Annotated in this window: 20 protein-coding genes; 14 read left to right on the forward strand and 6 right to left on the reverse strand. The window is 65.7% G+C overall.

Features of this window, described 5'->3' with window-relative positions:
* Positions 1-198 precede the first annotated feature (198 nt).
* Positions 199-954 carry a triose-phosphate isomerase gene (gene tpiA, locus ACVILH_RS23080; RefSeq protein ID WP_456714933.1) on the forward strand — a complete coding sequence of 252 codons (756 nt, stop codon included), beginning with the start codon at positions 199-201 and terminating at the stop codon, positions 952-954.
* A 34-nt stretch (positions 955-988) separates the two neighbouring features.
* Here tpiA and ACVILH_RS23085 read toward each other — a convergent pair whose 3' ends face one another.
* Both ACVILH_RS23085 and ACVILH_RS23090 read right to left on the reverse strand, forming a co-directional pair.
* A complete protein-coding gene (locus ACVILH_RS23085; protein ID WP_456714934.1) occupies positions 989-1516 on the reverse strand; it encodes an N-acetyltransferase family protein in 528 nt (175 codons plus the stop codon).
* Between the two features lie 2 nt (positions 1517-1518).
* Positions 1519-2085, reverse strand: coding sequence for a helix-turn-helix domain-containing protein (locus ACVILH_RS23090; protein ID WP_456714935.1), 567 nt, complete (start codon positions 2083-2085; stop codon positions 1519-1521).
* Between the two features lie 210 nt (positions 2086-2295).
* On the opposite strand from ACVILH_RS23090, the gene secG reads away from it, so the two are divergent.
* Positions 2296-2679, forward strand: coding sequence for a preprotein translocase subunit SecG (gene secG, locus ACVILH_RS23095; protein WP_456714936.1), 384 nt, complete (start codon positions 2296-2298; stop codon positions 2677-2679).
* A 167-nt stretch (positions 2680-2846) separates the two neighbouring features.
* The gene (locus ACVILH_RS23100) at positions 2847-4478 is read left to right on the forward strand and encodes a CTP synthase (RefSeq protein WP_456714937.1); all 1632 of its coding nucleotides are present in this window, start codon (positions 2847-2849) and stop codon (positions 4476-4478) included.
* Positions 4479-4483: 5 nt separating this feature from the next.
* On the opposite strand, the gene ACVILH_RS23105 is transcribed toward ACVILH_RS23100, so the two are convergent.
* Positions 4484-7306 (reverse strand): DUF3857 domain-containing protein, encoded by a 2823-nt coding sequence (locus tag ACVILH_RS23105; RefSeq protein WP_456714938.1) that lies wholly within the window; start codon positions 7304-7306, stop codon positions 4484-4486.
* Positions 7307-7474: 168 nt separating this feature from the next.
* Here ACVILH_RS23105 and ACVILH_RS23110 point away from each other — a divergent pair, with 168 nt between their 5' ends.
* The 3 genes from ACVILH_RS23110 to ACVILH_RS23120 all read left to right on the forward strand — a co-directional run bounded on the left by ACVILH_RS23110 (position 7475) and on the right by ACVILH_RS23120 (position 10005).
* Entirely contained in the window at positions 7475-7801 is a 327-nt protein-coding gene (locus ACVILH_RS23110) for an NIPSNAP family protein (protein WP_006611072.1), read from the forward strand.
* A gap of 120 nt (positions 7802-7921) precedes the next feature.
* Positions 7922-8785: a 3-deoxy-8-phosphooctulonate synthase gene (gene kdsA / locus ACVILH_RS23115; RefSeq protein ID WP_456714939.1), complete on the forward strand. Its 864-nt coding sequence runs from the start codon at positions 7922-7924 to the stop codon at positions 8783-8785.
* A complete protein-coding gene (locus ACVILH_RS23120; RefSeq protein ID WP_456714940.1) occupies positions 8785-10005 on the forward strand; it encodes an MFS transporter in 1221 nt (406 codons plus the stop codon). The genes kdsA and ACVILH_RS23120 overlap by 1 nt, the downstream gene beginning before the upstream one ends.
* Positions 10006-10943: 938 nt before the next feature.
* On the opposite strand, the gene ACVILH_RS23125 is transcribed toward ACVILH_RS23120, so the two are convergent.
* Positions 10944-11321 carry a hypothetical protein gene (locus tag ACVILH_RS23125; protein ID WP_456714941.1) on the reverse strand — a complete coding sequence of 126 codons (378 nt, stop codon included), beginning with the start codon at positions 11319-11321 and terminating at the stop codon, positions 10944-10946.
* Between the two features lie 292 nt (positions 11322-11613).
* Here ACVILH_RS23125 and ACVILH_RS23130 point away from each other — a divergent pair, with 292 nt between their 5' ends.
* Positions 11614-12165 (forward strand): hypothetical protein, encoded by a 552-nt coding sequence (locus ACVILH_RS23130; RefSeq protein WP_456714942.1) that lies wholly within the window; start codon positions 11614-11616, stop codon positions 12163-12165.
* A gap of 23 nt (positions 12166-12188) precedes the next feature.
* Here ACVILH_RS23130 and queF read toward each other — a convergent pair whose 3' ends face one another.
* Positions 12189-12665 (reverse strand): preQ(1) synthase, encoded by a 477-nt coding sequence (gene queF / locus ACVILH_RS23135; protein WP_456714943.1) that lies wholly within the window; start codon positions 12663-12665, stop codon positions 12189-12191.
* A 192-nt stretch (positions 12666-12857) separates the two neighbouring features.
* Between queF and eno the strand changes: the two genes are divergently transcribed.
* The 7 genes from eno (at position 12858) to ACVILH_RS23170 (ending at position 19998) form a co-directional block, all read left to right on the forward strand.
* Entirely contained in the window at positions 12858-14141 is a 1284-nt protein-coding gene (gene eno / locus ACVILH_RS23140) for a phosphopyruvate hydratase (protein WP_456714944.1), read from the forward strand.
* A gap of 255 nt (positions 14142-14396) precedes the next feature.
* On the forward strand, positions 14397-15536 hold the full coding sequence (locus tag ACVILH_RS23145) for a zinc-binding dehydrogenase (RefSeq protein ID WP_456714945.1): 1140 nt from the start codon (positions 14397-14399) through the stop codon (positions 15534-15536).
* A 120-nt stretch (positions 15537-15656) separates the two neighbouring features.
* Positions 15657-16655 carry an MBL fold metallo-hydrolase gene (locus ACVILH_RS23150; RefSeq protein WP_456714946.1) on the forward strand — a complete coding sequence of 333 codons (999 nt, stop codon included), beginning with the start codon at positions 15657-15659 and terminating at the stop codon, positions 16653-16655.
* Positions 16656-16784: 129 nt separating this feature from the next.
* Positions 16785-17954, forward strand: a complete 1170-nt coding sequence (locus tag ACVILH_RS23155) for a serine hydrolase domain-containing protein (RefSeq protein WP_456714947.1) — start codon at positions 16785-16787, stop codon at positions 17952-17954.
* Positions 17955-18104: 150 nt separating this feature from the next.
* A complete protein-coding gene (locus ACVILH_RS23160; protein WP_456714948.1) occupies positions 18105-18662 on the forward strand; it encodes an NADPH-dependent FMN reductase in 558 nt (185 codons plus the stop codon).
* 168 nt (positions 18663-18830) lie between these two features.
* Positions 18831-19622 (forward strand): aldolase, encoded by a 792-nt coding sequence (locus tag ACVILH_RS23165; protein ID WP_456714949.1) that lies wholly within the window; start codon positions 18831-18833, stop codon positions 19620-19622.
* Positions 19623-19683: 61 nt separating this feature from the next.
* Complete coding sequence (locus tag ACVILH_RS23170; RefSeq protein ID WP_006614390.1) at positions 19684-19998, forward strand: FtsB family cell division protein; 315 nt, start codon at positions 19684-19686, stop codon at positions 19996-19998.
* A 71-nt stretch (positions 19999-20069) separates the two neighbouring features.
* Here ACVILH_RS23170 and ACVILH_RS23175 read toward each other — a convergent pair whose 3' ends face one another.
* Positions 20070-21749, reverse strand: coding sequence for a methyl-accepting chemotaxis protein (locus ACVILH_RS23175; protein WP_456714950.1), 1680 nt, complete (start codon positions 21747-21749; stop codon positions 20070-20072).
* Positions 21750-22024: the final 275 nt, after the last annotated feature.

A 22024-nucleotide genomic window follows, 5' to 3' on the forward strand; every position in this document is an offset into this window, starting at 1 on the left:
AGGATGAGACGGACGCGCCTTGAAGCAGATTCTGCAAAAGGCCGTCACCGCGTTGAAACGGCTTATAAAGAGGCAGCCCGCCGGTCGCAACCTCGGCCCTGAGGCGGATTGAAGCGGTGGGAAGGCTGCGCCCGCTCTGGTACTCCCGGCCGGGCTCTGCTAGCCGATCCCGGTCACAATGTTTGCTGGAATCCTGTCATGACCGACCACATCCGTCCGCTGATCGCCGGCAATTGGAAAATGAACGGCCTGAAGGCCTCGACCGCCGAATTCGACGCGATGCTGGCGGGCGCTGCCGAGGTGTCGGCGAAGGCCGACCTGCTGGTCTGTCCGCCCGCCACCCTTGTGGCCGCTTTTGCCGACAAGGCGCGCGGCAACAAGGCGATCGCCGTCGGTGCGCAGGATTGCCACGCCAAGGCCTCGGGTGCCCATACCGGCGATCTCTCGGCGGAGATGCTGGCTGATGCCGGGGCGAGCGCCATCATCGTTGGCCATTCCGAGCGTCGGGCAGACCATGGTGAAAGCGATGTCGTGGTGCACCAGAAGACCGAGGCGGTGTGGCGCGCCGGGCTGGTGGCGATCGTCTGTGTCGGGGAGACCCAGCAGCAGCGCGATGCCGGGCAGACGCTCGACATTCTGCGCGGCCAGCTCAACCTCAGCCTTCCCGAGGGCTCGCGGGCCGACAATCTGGTCGTGGCCTATGAGCCGGTCTGGGCGATCGGCACCGGGCTGACGCCAACGGCTGGGGATGTCGAGCAGATTCATGGCTTTATCCGGCAACTGCTGATCGATCGCTTCAAGGGGGAGGGCGCGAAGATGCGCATTCTCTACGGCGGTTCGGTGAAGCCCTCCAATGCCGCCGAGCTGATGGCGGTCGCGAACGTGAATGGCGCGCTGGTGGGCGGTGCCAGCCTGAAGGCTGCGGATTTTCTCGCGATTGCGAAGGGATGTTGAAGCAGCGCTCGAACATCGCGCGAGGACCCGCGGTTCACGCTGCTTCTCCGACCCGCTTCCAGTAGATCATTGTCCCCGTGAGGCCGCCATGCGGCTTCACCGCGTAGTCCGGAATGATTCCGGACAACTGGAAGCCGAGACCCTCATAGAGCCCCGCGGCGCCGCCGTCTTCGGCGGTGTCCAGCACCAGCATCGTCCGTCCATGCTGGCGAGCCAGGACTTCGGCCGCGCGCAGCAGGGCGGTGGCGATCCCGCGCTTGCGATGGCTGACGCGCGTCATCATCTTCGCGATCTCCGCCCGATGCGGCTGGTTCGGCGGCAGCTTGAGCTGCAAGGTCACGGTGCCCACCACCGCATCACCGTCGAGCGCGCCGAGCACGATCCGCTCGCCGCGCGCCGCGCTCGTCAGCGACTCGCGCCAGAACGCGTCGGCATCGTGCTGGCTGAGCGGATGCATGAAGCTGACCGAGCCGCCATTCGCGACCGTCTCGATCAACATCTCATTGAGCCCCGCGCGAAGGGCCGGGGTGTCGGACAGCGCTGCAATTCGAATCGCGGACATTCTCAACTCCGGGCAAGCGCCACCACATAGGTGCAGGGCGCGTCGGTCTCATTGGCGAAGGTGGTATCGATCGGCGGGCCGAAGCCGAGGCAGTCGCCGGGGCCAAGCTCATGGCGCTCGGCACCTTCGATGATCGTCAGGCGTCCGCTCTGCACCCAGAGCAGTTGGCGGATGTGGATGTAGGACGAGGCCGGTAGCGTCACACTGCGGCGAGCGGGCATCTCCACCGACACGAGCTCGACCGGATGGTCCGGGCGCAGGAATACCTGGCGCCTGAGATAGCCGGTGTCGGGGTCGCGCCAGACCGGCTGCTCGCTGGCCCTGGACACGCGCTCCGGCTGGGCTTCCGCGCGCAGCATCAGGCCCGCCAGCGTCAGCTCGAAGGCGCTGGCGAGCTTGACGAGCACCACGGCCGTCGGGCTCACTTCCGCGCGCTCGATCTTGCTGATCGTGGCCTTCGAGACGCCCGAGCGCTCGGCGAGGTCGGCCAGCGACCAGCCGCGGCCGTCGCGCTCCAGTTGGAGACGCCGGGCGAGCCGTTGGCTGAAATCGTCTATTATTTGATCCATTCGTCTCCAATAATGGATGGTGCCTTGGAATTCAAGAGGGACGATTGCCGCCCGCGTCTGCGCTTGTGAGAAGCGCCGTTGCGATTATCTGCGGGGTGGCGTTGCCCGATTTGATCGTGTAACACCGCGCAAATTTCCGAATAGCCCGCGAAGCTTTCGCGATCCCGGCCTCCGGTCGGGGCCAGCGAGGGCTTGTGACGGAAGGTCACCATGCAGACTGTCTTGATCGTCATCCACCTCATGATCGTCGCCGTCCTGATCGGCGCGGTGCTCCTGCAGAAGTCCGAAGGCGGCGGCCTCGGCATGGGCGGCGGCGCCGGCTTCATGTCGAGCCGCGGCACGGCGAACCTGCTGACGCGCACCACGGCGATCCTGGCGGTCGGTTTCTTCGTGACCAGCCTGCTGCTGACCTGGCTCGCGGGCCTGGAGCGCAAGCCGACCTCGATTCTCGGCACCGTGCCCGGCCAGACGCAGTCCGGCGGCGCGACGCCGGTGGCGCCAGGCAGCGGTGGCGTGCTCGACCAGCTCAAGAAGGCGGACGAGCAGCAGGCACCGGCGGCGCCGAGCGCTCCGTCCGCCCCGCAATCGCAGTAACGCGGGGAAGCCATGCAGGAACGCAATTGGCGTCCTGCATCAGAAGGCGGTCTCAAGCTTCTGAGACCATTCATATTTTGACGTAACCCACAGGCCCGCGACCGCGTTGCGGGCCGACCACGATTCGTTTTGGCGAATCGCATCAGCGGCATTAAAGGTAGGGTCCCATGGCGCGGTACATCTTCATCACCGGCGGCGTGGTTTCCTCGCTCGGAAAGGGTCTGGCTTCAGCCGCGTTAGGCGCGCTGCTGCAGGCCCGCGGCTACAAGGTCCGGCTTCGCAAGCTCGACCCCTATCTCAACCTCGATCCAGGCACGATGTCGCCGTATCAGCACGGCGAAGTCTTCGTTACGGATGACGGCGCCGAGACCGATCTCGATCTCGGCCATTACGAACGTTTCACCGGGCGGCCCGCGACCAAGGCCGACAACATCACCACCGGGCGCATCTACCAGGACATCCTGACCAAGGAGCGCCGCGGCGATTATCTCGGCGCGACCATCCAGGTGGTCCCGCACGTCACCAACGCGATCAAGGATTTCGTGCTGTCGGGCAATGACGAGTACGATTTCGTGCTGGTCGAGATCGGCGGCACCGTCGGCGACATCGAGGGGCTACCGTTCTTCGAGGCGATCCGGCAGCTGAAGAACGATCTGCCCCGCGACCACGCGATCTACATCCATCTCACTTTGCTGCCCTACATCCCGAGCGCCGGCGAGCTGAAGACCAAGCCGACGCAGCACTCGGTGAAGGAGCTGCGCTCGATCGGCATCCAGCCGGACATCCTGCTGTGCCGCACCGACCGCGAGATCCCGAAGGAGGAGCGGCGCAAGCTCGGCCTGTTCTGCAACGTGCGTGAAAGCGCCGTGATCGAGGCGCGCGACGTCGACAACATCTACGCGGTGCCGGAGGCCTATCACGCCGCCGGGCTCGACGACGAGGTGCTGGCCGCGTTCGGCATCGAGCCGCGAATCCCGCCGGCGCTCGCCAGCTGGCACACGATCAACGAGCGCGTCCGCAATCCTGAAGGCGACGTGACGATCGCGATCGTTGGCAAGTACACGGGCATGAAGGATGCCTACAAGTCGCTGATCGAGGCGCTGTCGCATGGCGGCATTGCCAACAAAGTCCGCGTCAAGCTCGACTGGATCGAGAGCGAGGTGTTCGAGAACGAGGACCCCGCGCCGTTCCTCGAGCACGTCAACGGCATCCTGGTGCCCGGCGGCTTCGGCCAGCGTGGCGCGGAAGGAAAGATTCGCGCGGCGCAGTTCGCCAGGGAGCGCGACGTGCCGTATTTCGGCATCTGCTTCGGCATGCAGATGGCGGTCATCGAGGCTGCGCGCAATCTGGTCGGGATCACCGAGGCCAACTCGACCGAGTTCGGCCCGACCAGGGAGCCGCTGGTCGGCCTGATGACCGAGTGGCTGCGCGGCAACGAGCTGGAGAAGCGCTCGCAGAGCGGCGATCTCGGCGGCACGATGCGGCTCGGCGCGTACCCCGCGGCGCTCAAGCGCGGCAGCCGCGTGTCCGAGGTGTATGGCGGCGCGACCGAGATTTCCGAGCGGCATCGGCATCGCTACGAGGTCAACACCGCCTACAAGGACCGGCTCGAGCAGCACGGCTTGAAGTTCTCTGGTCTCTCGCCGGACGGCGTGCTGCCGGAGATCGTTGAGTACGAGGACCACCCCTGGTTCATCGGCGTTCAATTCCACCCCGAGCTGAAGTCTCGCCCGTTCGAGCCGCACCCGCTGTTCGCGTCGTTCATCCAGGCCGCGGTGGTGCAGTCGCGGCTGGTCTAGGCCGTTCAGGGCAGGGGCTTTGCCGCGGGCGCCGCGGCGGCGCCTGCGCTCTCCTTGGCGAGCCGCTGCAATTCGAAGCCGGCGGCGATGTGCTCGGTGTAGAGAAGCACGCCCTGCTCGCGTGACTTCTCGAAGCTGAGCTTCGCCGCTTGTTTGTCGCCGCGCATCATGGCGTGCTGGCCGATGTAGAAATAGGCCTCTGAGAGCAGCATCTTGCGCTCGTCGCCCTTCTTGTCGTCGAACGTCTTGAGCAGCTCGTCCGGCGACAGCGCGCCGGTCATCATCGCCAAGGCCGGCAGCGGCCACGGTCCGTTGGCGGTCGCGCGTGCGCGTTGCGCGATGGCGTCCGGCACCGGCTTGCCGGCGCGGCCGAGGACGGCCAGCAGCCACAGCTCGCAATAGATCTTGTTTTCGCCCTCAGCCAGCTCGACCGCGCGTGCGAAATCGGCGCCGGCCTGTTCGATCTGTCCGGCATAGAGCCGGGCCGCGCCGCGGGAGCGGTAGTTCGCTGCGGTGATCGCGCCGAGCGAGATCGACTTCGAAAGATCGGCGATGCTGCTCTCGAACTGACCGGACTCGTACAGGGCGCCGCCACGGCAGCCGTACGCGTCGCTGGTATTGGGGATCAGGCGGAATGCCTCGTTGACGTCGCGCATCGCCTCGTCGACGCGCCCGAGCTCGACCAGCGAGCTGGCACGCTGGCACAGCGCATCGGCGAGGTCAGCCCCCGCGAGCTTGCCGCTCGAAATGGTGTCGGTCGTCTTCTGGACGCCATCCAGCAACATCCGGCGGAAGCGGTCGGTGGCCGGATCCGCTCCGGCCTCGCTGGATTTGATGTCGGACTTGCCGAACGCAAAATAGCCGACGATGGCGCGGTTCGCCGCGCGCAGGTCATCGGCATATTTGGGATAGGCGTTGCCTTCCACGAACGGCCTGAGCGTCGTGAGCTCGACCTGACTGCGGGCGACATTGCCGCGGAAATAGCGCGAGCTGGTCAGGTTGAAATGATCGTTGGCCACCGTCTCGGTGTAGGGATCGGCCACGACGCTGACCTCGTCGGGCAGCGTGATCTCGATCTGATAGCGCGCGTGATAGGGATGGGCGATGATGCCCAGCGGCATGGCTCGGGTGGCCGAGGGGGGCAGCGGCAGCGTGCCCGACTGGTTGTCCGGCTTGTAGCGGATCAGCCAGGTCCCGTTGCGCTCGGTCGCGATCTTGGGAACGCGAAAGGTGGCCTCGAGCGAGAGGATGTTCTGCTCCTGGTCGTCATGCACAGCGGGATCGGCGATCAGCACCGCGCCCGGATATCTGTCCTCGAGCATGTCGCCGACCCGCTTGGCGGTCATCTCGCGCGTCATCTGCTCGAAGGCCAGACGCAGCCGCTCGGCGCTCAGTCCGGACCACACGCGCTTCAGCGACAATTGCGCGTCGTCGCCGAGCTTCGCCACCGTCACGCGCTCCGTGAGGTCGTCGTCGAGCTGATCGGCCACGCGCAACGGAATCATGGAGGGGCGCTCGGTGTCAGGCGCGACCGTGAGGATCTGAGCCCCTTCATGCGCCTGTCCCATGCGGTCGAGGCGACCAACCTGCCCGAGCCGCGTCGGATCGAGAAAGTAGGATTTGCCGTCGACGACGGCTTCGACGATGACGTGATCGAAGAATTCGGGAGTCGGCAGCACCTCTTCCAGGCCGCGGCGGCGACCGATCTGCAGCAGGACCGGGCGGCTCTGGATGCCGAGCCGCTGCAGCAGCGTGACGAGCAGATACGACTTGTCCTTGCAATCACCGTAGCGCCGGCGCAGCACCGTCTCCGGCGAGGCGGGCCGGTGCGAGCTCTCGCCGAGCGAGACCGAGAAGTAGCGGATCTGCGACTGCACGATGTGCAGCGCCGCCCTGACGCGGTCGCCGTTCGACTCCAGCGTGCCGATCGTCTTGGCGAGACCATCGATCTCCTCGCTCGGGGCGCTGTTGACCTCGAACAAGGTGGTGGCCCATTGCGCGACTTCGTTCCAGCTTCCGAACTCCGAAAATTGCAGGAAGCGGAACGCGAAATAGTCCTGCGGCGTCTGCGGGTCGACGACGGCCTCGCGCAGCCCGCGCTCGTCGAAGTCGAGCGTGCGCAATCCGTCGCGCAATGTTTCGGTCGGCACGAGAGGCGAGCCGGTGCGGTCACCGATCATCCGCCATGCGATGGGCCGGCTGGCCGGATGGCTGAAGATCACATGGCGACGGAGCGTCGGATGGGATTGATCCCAGCTGGTCAGGCCGATGAACTTGCCGGCGAACACCGGGTTCTGGCCGTGATGCGTGTAGGCCATGTCGATCGTGTCGCCGACGCGCAGATCGTCGATCAGGATCGAGGCCGTCACGTCGCCGCTATAGACGCCCTGTTCGAGCCCTTGCTCGCGTTGCAGAAAGCGGAGCTTGGACGTCTTGGTGCGGTCGATCTGCTCCTGTCCGCGTTGAATCCGGATCCAGTGCAGCTGAACCCGCTCGTAGTCCTGAGCGAAGGAGATCGCGATATGGCCGGCCGCGGCCAGCGAGGCCGCATCGTTGATGGCGGTGACGCGGCGGACGAACACCTCCGGCTCGCGATCGACCAGATATTGCGTCTCGGCCAGGCGAATGACGATCGGCGCTGGCGCGCTGACCTCCGGGGCGGTGGTCTCGACGACCCAGGAGGGAACGGGATCGGCCAGGGTGAAGGCGTTGGCCTGCGGCTTGATCTCGGCGAGATTGGGAGCGGCCGCTTGCTGCGCCGCTGACGGGTACGCCGCCAGAATGCACGCGATGACAATGACGACCCGGACGAACCCTGAAAGAAACATGCCCCACCTCGATGCCGCTGAGATTGTGCAAGCGCGTTGCGCTTTGCGCAAGATGCGGAACCGCCGCGACGCGTGCCGGCCCTGCCGGAGCGGCTTTGACGGCGCCGGCAATTGTTGCCAAAAGACGGCATCGTCCGCGCAACAATCAGGAAGGGGAGGCCCATTGCCATGATCTATGAGAGCCGCATCTATCGCTGCATTCCCGGCCGGCTGCCGGCGCTGCTGAAGCGCTTCGAAAACACGACGCTGAAGCTGTGGGAGACGCACGGCATCCGCCCGGTGGGCTTCTTCACCACCCTGATCGGCGAATCCAACCAGGACCTGACCTATTTCCTCGCCTGGGAGTCGCTCGCCGAGCGCGAGACCAAATGGACCGCGTTCATGACCAATCCGGAGTGGATCGCGGCGCGCGCCAAGAGCGAGGAGGACGGCCAGATCGTCGCCAACATCACCAGCCAGTTCCTGGTGCCGACGGCGTTCTCGGCGCTGAAATAGGCCCGGGCGAGGGGCGGGGATGACCGGTCCCCGCAACCCTGCCATTCCCGGGGGCGAATGCGCCTTGATCCCACGGGCCATGCTGGGCATGGTCCGGCGCAACCCGAGGGGATCGTGACCATGACCACAGCCACCACTGCCGCCCCGATCGTGACCGCCGGCTCGGTTCGCTTCGGCAATGACCTGCCGCTCGCCGTGATCGCGGGCCCCTGTCAGCTCGAGAGCCGGGGCCACGCGCTCGAGGTTGCCTCGGCGCTGAAGGAGATCGCGGAGCGACTCGGCATCGGCCTCGTCTATAAGACCTCGTTCGACAAGGCCAACCGCACCAGCGGCTCGGCGGCCCGCGGGCTTGGGCTCGCCCAGTCGCTGCCGATCTTCGCCGAGATCCGATCGTCGCTTGGGCTCCCCGTGCTGACGGACGTTCACGACGCCAGCCAGTGCGCCGAGGTTGCGCAAGCCGTCGACATCCTGCAGACGCCAGCCTTCATGTGTCGCCAGACCGACCTGCTGCTCGCGGCGGCTGCGACCGGCAAGGTCGTCAACGTCAAGAAGGGCCAGTTCCTGGCGCCCTGGGACATGGCGAACGTCGTCGCCAAGATCACCGGCGCCGGCAATCCCAATGTGCTGGCGACCGAGCGCGGCGTCTCGTTCGGCTACAACACGCTCATCTCGGACATGCGGTCGCTGCCGATCATGGCGAAGACGACCGGCGCGCCGGTCATCTTCGATGCGACGCATTCGGTGCAGCAGCCGGGCGGGCAGGGCACCTCGTCGGGCGGCCAGCGCGAATTCGTCCCCGTGCTCGCACGCGCGGCCGTGGCGGTCGGCGTGGCCGGCGTGTTCATCGAGACCCATCCCGATCCCGATCATGCGCCCTCCGACGGGCCGAACATGGTGCCGCTGGCGCAGTTCGAAGGATTGCTGCGGACGTTGATGTCGTTCGACGCGCTGGCCAAGGGGCAGGCGGCGGACGCCGCGTCCTGATGCACCAGCCCGTCGCCAAGGCGTCTGACCACAAGCCGTCCGACAACAAGTTTCCGCCGGCCGTCAACATCATCGCGCTGGCGGGTTTCTCGGCGGCGCTGTCGACGCGCGCGCTCGATCCGGTGCTGCCGCACGTCGCCGAGGATTTTGCGATCAGCATCGCCACCGCGGCGGGCATCGCCGCCGGCTACGCGCTGATCTACGCGCTGATCCAGCCGGCGATCGGCGCCGCCGCCGACCTGTTCGGCAAGGCGCGGCTGATGACCCTGTGTCTCGCGCTGCTCGGCGTCGCCAGCGTGCTCGGCGCGCTCGCGACCTCGTTTCCGCTGCTGTTCGCCACCCGCATCCTCGCCGGCATCGCCTCCGGCGGCGTGTTTCCGGTGGCGCTGGGGCTGACCGCCGATCTCGTCGCGCCCGACAAGCGCCAGGTCGCGATCGGCCGTACCTTGGCGGGCTCGATGGCCGGCAATCTGCTCGGCGCCACCGCGTCCGGCATCATCGGCGATTTCATTGGCTGGCGCGGCGTGCTCGCGATCCTCGGCGCGCTCGGGCTGATCGCCTCCTTCGCAGTCGCCGCCGGCTTCCGCGGCGCCAAGGTCACGCACGCGGCGACCACCGATCTCGCCACCTTGAAGAAGGGCTACGGCATCATCTTCAGGAACCCGAACACGCGATTCTGCTACTCGGCGGTGTTCGTCGAAGGCTGCTGCGTGTTCGGCCTGTTTCCGTTCATCGCCTCGTTCCTGTTCGATCTCGGCGAGACCTCGCTGTCGATCGCCGGCATCGTCATCGCGGGCTTCGCGGTCGGCGGCCTGTTCTACACGGCCACCGTCTCGAACTTCCTGCCGCGGCTCGGCGTCAAGGGCATGATGATCGTCGGCGCCGCGCTGGTCGGCGTGCAGCTCGCCGCATTGTCGTTCGGCCCGTCCTGGAAGCTGCAATTCGCCTGCATGCTGATGATGGGCTGGGGCTTCTACATGATCCATGGCTGCCTGCAGGTGTTCGCCAGCGAGCTGTCGATCGGCGCCCGCGCCACCGCGATGTCGCTGCACTCGTTCTTCTTCTTCCTCGGCCAGACCGTCGGCCCGATCGCCTACGGCTTCGGCGTCGTGCATGGCGGCAAGCAGCCGACCCTGTTCATCGCCGGCGCCCTGATGGTCGCCCTCGGCTTCGCCTGCGCCGCGCTGCTGCGGCAGCGCCCGCCGGCGGATGCGGCGTAGAACGTCCGATCGAGCCCGGATCTGAGCGGCGCAGTTGGTCGTCGTCCGCGGTGCTGGGCCGGCGGGGCTGAAACAAGATCCGGGGGCACTTTCGTTGCTGGCCGACCCGATGCCGTCTCGCGGCGCATGTGCATTCGAAGTTTGCTCCGGCGTCATTGCGAGCGAAGCCATCCAGAGTCCCACCCGAGCCCCTGGATTGCTTCCGCCGTCGCCCTTCGGGCTATGGCGGACACGTCGCTTCGCTCGCAATGACGGCTGTGAGACATGAACTCACCTTCTCGCGGCGCATCGGCGTCCGAGCTTTGCCTTTGGACATGCCCTCTTCCTAAGAAGAGGGCACGGGGAATGCCGGGAGCTGGCCGCCCCCATGGCCCGCCTGCGGAAAAAAATGCAGGCGGCGAGAACCACAGGTTCAGCCGAGACATCCCGGCATTCCCCGCGCGATGGTTGGGCGGCTTATACGTACTCTCCCCGGGGACCGGGCTGTCTTGCCCCCGTGACCGGCGGATCATCACCGCCAGCGTAGCCTCAGCGTCGGGAGGCCAGGACCATACGACTTCGCCGGCGCATTAGGCCCGTTCGTCCGCATGACAGATCACGCTGCGAACCCGACACACCCACCGCATCCCGCCTCAACGTCCGTGACGACCGCGAAGCGCCCCTCTGATCGAGACGGGATGAGAGCAGTCAATCACATATTCTGATAAAACGAAAGAGAAATTTTTCTCCGGGAGGTCTGACCGGGGTCATGGGCCTGAATGCGCGGTACAAATTAGTTTCCTAGAGCAGCGGTTTGCCAGTCGCATGAAACAAGAACGTCGAGCGGGAGCGCGCCCGTCGGGCAACTCAGGGCAACCGGGGCAGGCCCGAATGAGGTGTTCCGTGGTGCGGTGCAGGGCTGGGACCAAGCAAGAACTGCTCAGCTGAAATCACTGAGCCTACGGCGTGAAAGCCAGAACGAGGAGAGATATTCCTGCCCAATTCGCAATGCCGCAAATTAGGACCACCGTGCTCCAGAGTCGAGCGCGGTTTATGCGCTTGATCCCCGCAAGCAAGACCAGCAGCACGAAGGTCAGCGGCGAGAAGCAGAGAAAGATAAAAGGGACGCTGGCATTTTGCGACGTTGGATAGGTGAGCGTCCCAATCGTGACGGTTAGAAATGTCAGGCAGCCGCCGATGATTCCGGCCGACAATGACAGCCTGTAGGTCAGGGGGCGAACAGCGACGAAATAGGTGGGCACGACGAACGCAACAGCAACAATCGTGGACAGATTGTTGATGGTGGGTACGGCGCTGTAAATCTGAGAAGCGTCCACGTAACTATCTCCGTCACGTTGTCCGGCAATGTCCAGGACGATTACGTTGACAGTGCCGGGCTATACGCCCAAGGGAGGTGCAACAATCTCAGCGACATGGTGTGAAGGTGACGGTGCACCCATCAGCGGGGCCGGTCGCGATTTAAGTACGTTCATGGTCATCCTGTCGAGCAGCTACCACAACCTTAGGTTATATCGACTTGCGTTTCTAATTTGTTCTCGCTAGAGTCGCTTCGCAGCAGGGGGAGCAGCAGTGAAGCAGTCCTGGCGTTGGTTGTTGGTTGTCGCGATCTTGGCGGGGAGTTTCCATCAGGCGCTGGCGCAGCCGACGGCCGGATCCGAAGGCAGGTCCGAAGGTCCGCGTAGCGCCGCCGGCGCGCCGGCCAAGATCCTGCTCAGCTCGCACCGGGGGGATGCGACCATTCTGACCCTCTCCGATCCGTACAGCGACAAAGCGGAGGTCACGTTCCGGATCGAGCTCGACGACGCGATCGAGAGGTGCCTGCGCGAGCCGCCGCCTGACGACATCAAGCCGGCGGAAGTGGCGCGCTGCGCCAAGCAGGTCATGGACCGCAATGACGGCAAGCCGTCCAAGCGGCGGGCGCTGTGCTCGAAGAACACGGTCTACACCGAGTTCGGCAACTACTCGCTGGTCGGCACCGGCGAGCCCGAGCCGAACGGCGAAGGCAACAAGAAGTCGATCCGGACCGACTGGAAGGACCATCGCAACGAAAAGATCGTCGGCAATTGCAGCGCCTGCCGGACGCCCGAGATCATCAACACGTTCGAGGTGCTGTGCCCGGCGCTCTACAAGGCGAAGTTCGACGGCTTTGTCGCTTATTGAGACTTGGCGGAGCGACCGCTCGCTCACCCCCGCCCGCGATACGGCGCCACGCCCTGGTCCGGCACCCACAGGCCCTTCGGCAGCTTTCCCGTCTGCCAGAACACGTCGATCGGGATGCCGCCGCGGGGGTACCAGTAGCCGCCGATGCGCAGCCATTTCGGCTTGATCTCTGACGCCAGGCGCTTGCCGATGGCCACGGTGCAGTCCTCGTGGAAGGCGCCGTGGTTGCGGAAGCTCGCGAGGTAGAGCTTGAGTGACTTGGATTCCACCAGCCAGGGGCCGGGGGCGTAATCGATCACGAGATGGGCGAAGTCCGGTTGTCCCGTCACCGGGCACAGCGAGGTGAACTCCGGCACGGTGAAGCGCGCCAGATAATCGGTGTCCTTCTGTGGGTTGGGGACGCGGTCGAGCCTGGCCGCCTCCGGACTGTCGGGAGCCGCCACCTCGCGGCCGAGCTGAAGGCCGGTCGACGTCAGGGATGGGGTGGATTTTTTCGCCATGTGTTTTTGGCCTTGTCGTGTCATCCGTCGCAATTGGCGCCCCTTTAGCCAATCGCCGGCCGGGCGTCATCCGGTTCGTGATTTCGGCGCGAGTTCTGACCGACTTCTGGCCCACTTGCCCTTTTCGCCCCCGTGACCTTGCGGTAGAAGCGGCGCAGCAAAGCCCACCCAGAAACGTCTCACGAGGACCCCATGACCGCCATCGTCGACATCATCGGCCGCGAAATCCTGGACAGCCGCGGCAATCCCACGGTCGAGGTCGACGTCGTACTGGAGGACGGCTCGGTCGGCCGCGCCGCGGTTCCCTCCGGCGCCTCGACCGGCGCGCATGAGGCGGTCGAGCTGCGCGACGGTGACAAGCACCGCTATCTCGGCAAGGGCGTCCAGAAGGCGGTCGAAGCGGTCAACGACGAGATCTATGAGGCGCTGGCCGACATGTCGGTGCAGGACCAGGTCCAGATCGACCAGATCCTGATCGAGCTCGACGGCACGGAGAACAAGAGCCGGATCGGCGCCAACGCCATCCTCGGCGTCTCGCTCGCCTGCGCCAAGGCGGCGGCGATCTCCTACGACATGCCGCTGTATCGTTACGTCGGCGGCACCTCGGCGCGCACGCTGCCGGTGCCGATGATGAACATCGTCAATGGCGGCGTCCACGCCGACAACCCGATCGACTTCCAGGAATTCATGATCATGCCGGTGGGCGCGCCGACCTTTGCGGAGGCGCTGCGCTGCGGCTCGGAGATCTTCCACACGTTGAAGGGCGAGCTGAAGAAGGCCGGCCACAACACCAATGTCGGTGACGAAGGCGGCTTCGCGCCGAACCTGCCGTCGGCGGACGCGGCGCTCGACTTCGTCATGGCCGCGATCGGCAAGGCCGGCTACACTGCCGGCGAGGACGTGATGCTGGCGCTGGACTGCGCCGCGACCGAGTTCTTCAAGGACGGCAAGTATGTCTATGAGGGCGAGAACAAGTCCCGCTCGCGCTCGGAGCAGGCCAAGTATCTCGCCGACCTCGTCGCGCGCTACCCGATCTGCTCGATCGAGGACGGTATGTCCGAGGACGACATGGACGGCTGGAAGGAGCTGACCGACCTGATCGGATCCAAGTGCCAGCTGGTCGGCGACGATTTGTTCGTCACCAATGTGAACCGTCTCGAAGACGGCATCCGCAACGGCCGCGCCAACTCGATCCTGATCAAGGTCAACCAGATCGGCACGCTGACCGAGACGCTCGCCGCGGTCGAGATGGCCTACAAGGCCGGCTACACCGCCGTGATGTCGCACCGCTCCGGCGAGACCGAGGACTCCACCATCGCCGATCTCGCGGTCGCCACCAATTGCGGGCAGATCAAGACCGGCTCGCTGGCGCGCGCCGATCGCACCGCCAAGTACAACCAGCTGCTGCGCATCGAGCAGGAGCTGGATTCGCAGGCGAAGTATGCCGGCCGCGCGGCGCTGAAGGCGCTGGCCTGAGCCTGAGCTAGAGCGCCATGTGTTCTTGTTGAATCGAAACGCCTGCCGTGATGTCAGCTCACCTCTCCCCGCCGGGGAGAGGTCGGCGCGAAGCGCCGGGTGAGGGGCTGCCAGATCAATTGTCACCCCTCACCCGGATTGCATCTGGCGATGCAATCCGACCTCTCCCTTCGGGAGAGGTGAACGGAGACCGCGGTTGGCTCTTCGACCAACAAAACGGATCGTTCTGTAACAGAGAAAGAAAGGGAGGCACAGATGAGTGGCGAGACCGGCCTGCAACTGCGGACATTGATCAAGCGCAGCGGTGAGCTCGAATTGTCGCTGGTCGACGTGCCGACCCCTGAGCCGGGGCCGGACGAGGTCGTGGTGCGCATCGAGGCGGCGCCGATCAATCCGTCCGATCTCGGCCTGCTCGTCGGTGCGGCCGACCTCTCGACCGTCAGGGCGTCAGGGACCAAGGAGCGCCCCGTCATCACGGCGAAGGTGCCGGAGGCCGGCATGCGAGCGATGGCCGGGCGGCTCGACGAGTCCTTGCCGATCGGCAATGAGGGCGCCGGCGTCGTCGTGAGGACCGGCTCGTCGGACGCCGCCAAGGCGCTGATGGGCCGCACGGTGGCTGCGATCGGCGGCGCGATGTACAGCCAGTATCGCTGCCTCAGGGTTTCCGAGTGCCTGCCGCTGCCGGACGGCACGACGCCGGAGGAGGGCGCGTCCTGCTTCGTCAATCCGCTGACCTCGCTCGGCATGACCGAGACGATGAAGCGCGAGGGCCATACCGCCCTGGTGCACACCGCGGCCGCCTCCAATCTCGGGCAGATGCTGAACAAGATCTGCCTCAAGGACGGCATCCCGCTGGTCAACATCGTGCGCAGCCAGGCGCAGGCCGAGCTGCTGCGCGGCATCGGCGCGAAATATGTCGTCGACTCCACGTCGCCCACCTTCATGGACGAGCTGACCACCGCGTTGGTCGAGACCGGCGCGACCATCGCGTTCGATGCGATCGGCGGCGGCAAGCTCGCGGGCCAGATCCTCAATGCGATGGAAGCGGCGATCAACAAATCGGGGAAGTATCCTTACAGCCGCTACGGCTCGGCCGTGCACAAGCAGGTCTACATCTACGGCAGCCTCGATACACGCCCGACCGAGATCACGCGCGGCTTCGGCATGACCTGGAGCGTCGGTGGCTGGCTGCTGTTTCCGTTCCTGATGAAGATCGGCAAGACGGATTCCGAGCGGTTGCGCCAGCGCGTCGTCGACGAGCTCAAGACCACCTTCGCCAGCCACTACACCAAGACGGTCTCGCTGACCGAGGCGCTCGATCCGGCCAACCTCGCCGTGTACGCCAAACGGGCCACCGGCGAAAAATTCCTCATCGACCCCAACAAAGATAAGTGACCTAACGCCGCGCCTCGGACGTTGCGGACGGGCTTGCCTTTGGCCTGCGGCCGAAGACAATCCGCGCCGTCTTGGTCTGGGGCGGTGTGGGCCGCTGACACCTCTGAGGAGAGACTTCTCATGACACAATTGGATCGCCGTCGATTCCTGGCCGGTGCCGCGCTCGCGGGTGCCGCCGGCACGTTGCCGTCGCTCGCCGTTAACGACGCCCGCGCGGCTGCGGCCCCGGCCGCCGCCCAGGCGCCAGGCTTCTATCGCTACAAGGTCGGCGACTACGAGTGCACCTCGATCAATGACGGCGCGCGCACCTTCCCGATGCCCGACAAGTTCGTCGTCAACACGCCGAAGGACGAGGCGCTCGCGGCGGCCGAGAGCGCCTACATGCCGAAGGGCATGATCACCATCCCCTTCAATCCGCAGCTGATCAACACCGGCTCCAAGCTGATCCTGATCGACACCGGCAATGGCGCTGCTGCCTTCGAGGCCAGCAAGGGCGCCGTCGGCCGCCTGCAGCAGAACCTCGCCGCCGCCGGCATCGATCCGAAGGCTATCGATGTCGTCGTGCTCTCGCACATGCATGGCGACCACATCAACGGCCTGAAGCTCGCCGACGGCTCGCTGGCGTTCCCGAACGCCGAGCTCAAGGTGCCCTCAGTGGAGTGGGCGTTCTGGAACAGCGACGAGAACGCCGCCAAGGCGCAGTCCGAGCTGATGAAGGGCAACTTCGCCAACTTCAAGAAGGTGTTCGGCGGGCTGGAGAACAAGGTGACCCAGTACGAGTGGGACAAGGAGGTCGCGCCCGGGATCACCGCGCTGGCGACGCCTGGTCACACGCCGGGCCACACCTCGTTCGCGGTCGCCTCGGGCAACGCCAAGGTGTTCATCCAGTCCGACGTCACCAACGTGCCGGAGCTGTTCCTGCGCAACCCGGACTGGCACGTGATGTTCGACACCGACGCGGCGCAGGCCCAGGAGACGCGGCACAAGTTCTACGACATGGTCGCCGCCGAAAAGGCGAGGGTGATCGGCTTCCACTTCTCGTTCCCGTCGGTCGGCTATGTCGAGAAGGACGGCGCGAAGTACCGGCTGATCCCGGCGCCGTGGAATCCGGTGCTCTGATCAGCGAGAGCGTTCGTGCAACAGGCCGCCTCCGGGCGGCCTGTTCGTTTTTGCATATGCGGTATTTCGGGCTTTCCCCCGTCGCCATGACCGCCTATGTCGGACGCTTCGCAGTCCGCAGGGCCTCGCATGCCGACCGATCCGTCTCCCGCCACCCCAGACCTCTCCAACTGGCGCACCGCGCCGTACAGCCGCTGGGCGTTTCACAACGTCCGTTCCATCCTCCCGGTCGCGGATATCGCGAGCGCGCCGGGCAGTGCCTGGCCGCTGCCGGCGAGCCCTGTTTCCTTCGAGGATTTCCGCCTCAAGCTGCCGAAGGGCGGCACGCTCGATCTCGATGGTTTCATGAAGGCGACGGCGACCGACGGGCTGCTGATCCTGCATGACGGCCGTATCGTCTTCGAGCACTATGAAGGCGGCAACGATCGCGACACGCCGCACATCCTGATGTCGGCGACCAAGTCGATCACCGGCCTGATGCTCGGCATCCTCGCCGACCGCGGCGAGATCGACATCGATGCCGAGGTGACGCGCTACGTGCCGGAGGTCGCAGGCACGGCCTATCGCGGCGCGACGATCCGTCAGCTCACCGACATGCGCGCCGGCATCGTGTTCGATGCCGCGGGTCTCCAGGCCTATGCCGACGCCGCCGGCTGGGAGCCGGTGGCCTCGGGCACGACGCCGAACCTGCACGACTTCTTCGCGACGATGCGGGCGCAGGCCCAGCCTCATGGCGGCGCCTTCAGCTATGTCTCGTCGAACACCGATCTCCTGGGCTGGGCGATCGAGCGGGCCACCGGCCGCAGCTTCGCGAGCCTGGTCAGCACCCTGCTGTGGCAACCGATGGGAGCGAGCGGCGAGGCGTTCATTACGGTGGATCGCAAGGGCGCGCCGCGATGCACCGGCGGCTTCTGTGCCACCTTGCGCGATGTCGCCCGGCTGGGCCAGCTCGTGCTGTCGGGCGGCCGCCGCGGCTCGCATGCGATCATCCCGCAAGCCTGGCTCGATGACATCAGGCAGAATGGGGATGTCCAGGCTTGGCGGGACGGGCAGTGGCGCGACAGCTTTGCCGCGATCAGCCGCAACATGCATTATCGCAGCGGCTGGTACGTCATCAACGATCAGCCGCAGCTGATGTTCGCGATGGGCATCCACGGCCAGAACCTGTTCGTCGATGCCGCCAACGCAATCGTGATCGCAAAGGTCTCGAGCTGGGCGCAGCCGGTCGACGGCCAGGCGATCTGGCTGACGCATCAGGCGGTGGCCGAATTCACCCGCTGCATCAAGGCGGCGCGTTGATCTCACTGCACGGGACGAGGCGCGGGAACGTTCGGGCGTGTCCCGCGCTGAAACGCTGAGTTTCGCATCGCGCCATTTTCATGCACTTGCATGTTCATGGCGGAGCGGTCTAACTGCCAGCCATCTGTTCCCTTGCAAAGGATCTATCCCATGCCCGCCCCGTATTCCATCGTCGCGCTCGTCGGCAGCCTCCGCAAGGAGAGCTTCACGCTCAAGATCGCCAAGGCGATGGCCAAGCTCGCGCCCTCAAGCCTCAAGATCGAGGTGGTCACGCCCGAAGGCCTGTCGTTCTTCAACCAGGATGTCGAAGCCAATCCGCCGGCCGAGTGGCTCGCGTTCCGCGACAAGCTCAAGGCCTCGAACGGCGTGCTGATCCTGACGCCGGAGTACAACCGCTCGATTCCCGGCGTGCTGAAGAACGCGATCGACATCGCCTCGCGCCCCTATGGCCAGAGCTCGTTCCTCGGCAAGCCGGTCGGCCTGATCTCCAACTCGCCAGGCCCGCTCGGCGGCATCGCAGCCGCGAAGCATCTGCAGAATATCATGCCGGGCATCTCGGGTCCGGTGATGGGCCAGCCGGAGATCTATCTGAACGGCGTCGGCGATGCGTTCGACGACAAGGGTGAGCTGGTCAAGGACTCGCTGAAGACCGTGCTGCAGCAATATCTCGAGGCGTTCGTGGCGTTCGTGGCCAAGCAGAACGGCTGACGTCACGCTCATCTGTCGGCGACTGAATGGTGCGGTCGCCCAGGGCATAAAAGGGTATGCCCAGGGCATAACGGGTATAACGGGCAGGGCGTTGACGCGCCTTGCCCGATCCGTTTTCAAGGCGTGGTCGGTGACCTGCGCAACGATGCGCGACCTCGAGGACATGCCATGGCCCATTCCTTCACGCCCGCCAGCTCCTCGAAGCCGGGACCGAACCAGCCGACATTCGACAGCGAGGCGGTCTGGCAGGCGCGGGTGGATCTCGCCGCCTGCTTCCGGATGGCTGCACGGCACGGGCTGGAGGAGGGCATCTGCAACCACTTCTCGGCGCTCGTGCCCGGCTATGACGACCTCTTCATCGTCAATCCCTATGGCTATGCTTTCCGCGAACTGACCGCCTCGAAGCTGCTGGTATGCGACCTCGACGGCCATGTCGTCTCCGGCGACGGCCAGCCCGAAGCGACCGCCTTCTACATCCACGCCCGCATCCACAAGGCCTTGCCGCGGGCCAAGGTCGCGTTCCACACCCACATGCCCTACGCCACGGCGCTGTCGATGACCGAGGGGCCGCCGCTGATCTTCGCCGGCCAGACCGCGCTGAAGTTCTACGGCCGCACCGCGGTCGACGAGAACTACAACGGGCTGGCGCTCGACAACCGCGAGGGCGACCGCATCGCGGCGGCGATCGGTGACGCCGACATCGTCTTCATGAAGCATCACGGCGTGATGGTGCTGGCCCCGACCATCGCCGAGGCCTGGGACGATCTCTATTACCTCGAGCGCGCCTGCGAGGTGCAGTGCCTGGCGCTGTCGACCGGCCGCAAGGTGATGCCGGTCGCCCCCGAGATCGCCGCGGCGGCCGCTCGCCAGATGCGTGAGGGCGACGGGGAATCAGCCCGGCTGCATCTGGAGGCGATCAAGCGGATGCTGGATGCAGAGGAGCCGGCCTACCGGACGTGAGCGTGGCGTGGGACGCGCAGGGTTAGCGTTTCCTTAACCGGCGCGCAGCATTCTCCCGGCCATGGTCTCCCGCGCACGCCTGAAATCCTTTCTCACCGGGCTCGCCCTCTACACGATGGCGGCGGCCATCATCGGCTATTTCGGCATCAACGCCTATACCGGCCGCTATGGCCTCAATGCCCGGCAGGAGCTCGACCAGGAGATCATCTCGCTGACCTCCGAGCTGATGCGGCTGAAGCAGGAGCGGGCCGAGGGCGAGAAGCGGGTGTCGCTGCTGCGCTCCGACCGGGTCGATCCCGACATGCTCGACGAGCGCGCGCGATTTCAGCTCGGCTATGCCAATCCGCACGACCTGATCCGGATCAATCGTCCGTAGCGACCAGCCGTTCCAAGCGGCCTCGCCGAACAGCCGGCCCGCTGCCGGGCCGGCTTTCGGAGATCCCTCCGCTAAGCGGCGCGCACCGACGCCAGGAAACGGCTGACCTCGAGCTTGAGACGCTGGCTGTCCTGCGACAGGCACTGCACGGAATTGAGCACCTGCGATGAGGCCGATCCGGTCTCGCTCGCCTCGCGCTGCACCTGGGCGATGTTGGCCGAGACTTGGCGCGTGCCCTGCGCGGCCTGCTGGATGTTGCGCGAGATCTCCTGCGTCGCCGCGCCTTGTTCCTCGACGGCCGCCGCGATGGTCGAGGCGATCTCGGACATGCGCCCGATGGTGTCACCGATGTCCCTGATGGCCGTGACCGAATGCTGCGTGGCCGACTGGATCGCGCCGATCTGCTGGCTGATCTCGTCGGTCGCCTTGGCGGTCTGCTCGGCCAGCGCCTTGACCTCGGAGGCGACCACCGCAAAGCCGCGGCCGGCATCGCCGGCGCGCGCCGCCTCGATCGTCGCATTCAGCGCCAGCAGGTTGGTCTGGCCGGCGATGGTGTTGATCAGCTCCACGACGTCGCCGATGCGGGCTGCGGCCTGCGACAATTCGCCGACGCGCTCGTTGGTGCGCCGTGCCTGTGCAACCGCTTCGTTCGCGATCGCCGCCGATTGCTGCACCTGCCGGCTGATCTCGTTGACGGAGGACGACATCTCCTCGGTCGAGGCCGCCACCGACTGCACGTTGTTCGATGCGTCGCCGGAGGCGTTGGCGACCACGGTCGCCAGCCCCTGAGACCTGTCCGCGGTCGAGGTGAGGGACTTGGCCGAGGTCTCGAGCGCGGATGCCGCCGAGGAGACGGTGTCGATGATGCTGCCGACCGAGCTTTCGAACTCGTTGGCGAGGCGTTCGGTGTCGGCCTTGCGCTGCGCGGCGAGCCGGCCTTCCTGCTCCTTCTGCTCGGCTTCGAGCCGCTGGCGCGCTTCGGCATTGACCTTGAACACCTCGACCGCCCGCGCCATCTCGCCGAGCTCGTCGCGCCGCTCCGCGCCGGGGACCTGCACGGCGAGATTGCCGGTGGCGAGCTCGGTCATTACTCGGGTGATGGCCTGTAGCGGACGGACGAGGCCGCGCGCGATGGTCAGGGCGATCACGCAGAGCAGCGCGATCAATCCGGCGGCCCAGACGAGTGCGGTCTTCACGGACGCATAGAACATCTCGTCGAGGTCATCGACATAGACGCCGGTGCCGACGATCCAATTCCACGGGTCTGCCTTCAGCGTATAGCCGAGCTTGGCGACTGGAATGCTGCTGCCGGCGCGGGCAAACATGTAGTCCGTGAAGCCACCGCCGTCGCGCAGGCCCGAGGCGACCAGTTCGCGGACGAACAAGAGTCCATTGGCGTCCTTCTCGTTGCTGAGGTTCTTTCCTTCCCAATCCGGGCGGGGACCGAGAACGATATTCTCTCCATCCGGCTTGTAGACGAAGATGTAGTCGTTCTTGCCGTAGCGGATGTTGCGCAGCGTCGCCTTGGCGCGGCTCTGCGCCTCCGCCTCGGTCAACGTGCCCTTCTGAGCCTCGGCAGCCAGCGCCTTGACGATCGACACGGCCGACTGAACCTGACCGATGATCGCCGTCTTGCGCTCGTCCAGAAGCGCAGAGCGGGCGCTCAACAACTGACTGGCGATGGCCGCGATGCAGATCGCGATTGAAACGGTGACAAGGACGCCGAACCGGCGGGGGATCGTCAGGACCATGGTTGCATTCCAAGCGGCGCGCAGCGCCATTGCTGCGCAGCAGAAGAGTGCGGACCGATGGTTGAAGCCGGATAAACTTATCTCCGTAGGACTACGCAGCCGGCCGGCCAAAATGGTCGCCCGTCCAAGCAGCCCGTCAGCGCCAGTGTCGCGGTGTTGCTTCCGCCTCCGTTCAGCCGGATCGCCTCGGCGAGCCCCGGTCAAACGCATATCGGCTCGTAGCGCCGGGCTTGTCCTGGCCGAGGGGGGACGCCTCTGCGCTTTTCGTGGGCAGA

The sequence above is a fragment of the Bradyrhizobium sp. USDA 4353 genome (genome assembly GCF_054063215.1).

Bases quoted from the DNA above. Each gene is read 5' to 3' on its own strand.
- tpiA (WP_456714933.1), top strand. From the start codon at position 199: ATGACCGACCACATCCGTCCGCTGATCGCCGGCAATTGGAAAATGAAC.
- ACVILH_RS23085 (WP_456714934.1), bottom strand. From the start codon at position 1,516: ATGTCCGCGATTCGAATTGCAGCGCTGTCCGACACCCCGGCCCTTCGC.
- ACVILH_RS23090 (WP_456714935.1), bottom strand. From the start codon at position 2,085: ATGGATCAAATAATAGACGATTTCAGCCAACGGCTCGCCCGGCGTCTC.
- secG (WP_456714936.1), top strand. From the start codon at position 2,296: ATGCAGACTGTCTTGATCGTCATCCACCTCATGATCGTCGCCGTCCTG.
- ACVILH_RS23100 (WP_456714937.1), top strand. From the start codon at position 2,847: ATGGCGCGGTACATCTTCATCACCGGCGGCGTGGTTTCCTCGCTCGGA.
- ACVILH_RS23105 (WP_456714938.1), bottom strand. From the start codon at position 7,306: ATGTTTCTTTCAGGGTTCGTCCGGGTCGTCATTGTCATCGCGTGCATT.
- ACVILH_RS23110 (WP_006611072.1), top strand. From the start codon at position 7,475: ATGATCTATGAGAGCCGCATCTATCGCTGCATTCCCGGCCGGCTGCCG.
- kdsA (WP_456714939.1), top strand. From the start codon at position 7,922: ATGACCACAGCCACCACTGCCGCCCCGATCGTGACCGCCGGCTCGGTT.
- ACVILH_RS23120 (WP_456714940.1), top strand. From the start codon at position 8,785: ATGCACCAGCCCGTCGCCAAGGCGTCTGACCACAAGCCGTCCGACAAC.
- queF (WP_456714943.1), bottom strand. From the start codon at position 12,665: ATGGCGAAAAAATCCACCCCATCCCTGACGTCGACCGGCCTTCAGCTC.
- eno (WP_456714944.1), top strand. From the start codon at position 12,858: ATGACCGCCATCGTCGACATCATCGGCCGCGAAATCCTGGACAGCCGC.
- ACVILH_RS23145 (WP_456714945.1), top strand. From the start codon at position 14,397: ATGAGTGGCGAGACCGGCCTGCAACTGCGGACATTGATCAAGCGCAGC.
- ACVILH_RS23150 (WP_456714946.1), top strand. From the start codon at position 15,657: ATGACACAATTGGATCGCCGTCGATTCCTGGCCGGTGCCGCGCTCGCG.
- ACVILH_RS23155 (WP_456714947.1), top strand. From the start codon at position 16,785: ATGCCGACCGATCCGTCTCCCGCCACCCCAGACCTCTCCAACTGGCGC.
- ACVILH_RS23160 (WP_456714948.1), top strand. From the start codon at position 18,105: ATGCCCGCCCCGTATTCCATCGTCGCGCTCGTCGGCAGCCTCCGCAAG.
- ACVILH_RS23165 (WP_456714949.1), top strand. From the start codon at position 18,831: ATGGCCCATTCCTTCACGCCCGCCAGCTCCTCGAAGCCGGGACCGAAC.
- ACVILH_RS23170 (WP_006614390.1), top strand. From the start codon at position 19,684: ATGGTCTCCCGCGCACGCCTGAAATCCTTTCTCACCGGGCTCGCCCTC.
- ACVILH_RS23175 (WP_456714950.1), bottom strand. From the start codon at position 21,749: ATGGTCCTGACGATCCCCCGCCGGTTCGGCGTCCTTGTCACCGTTTCA.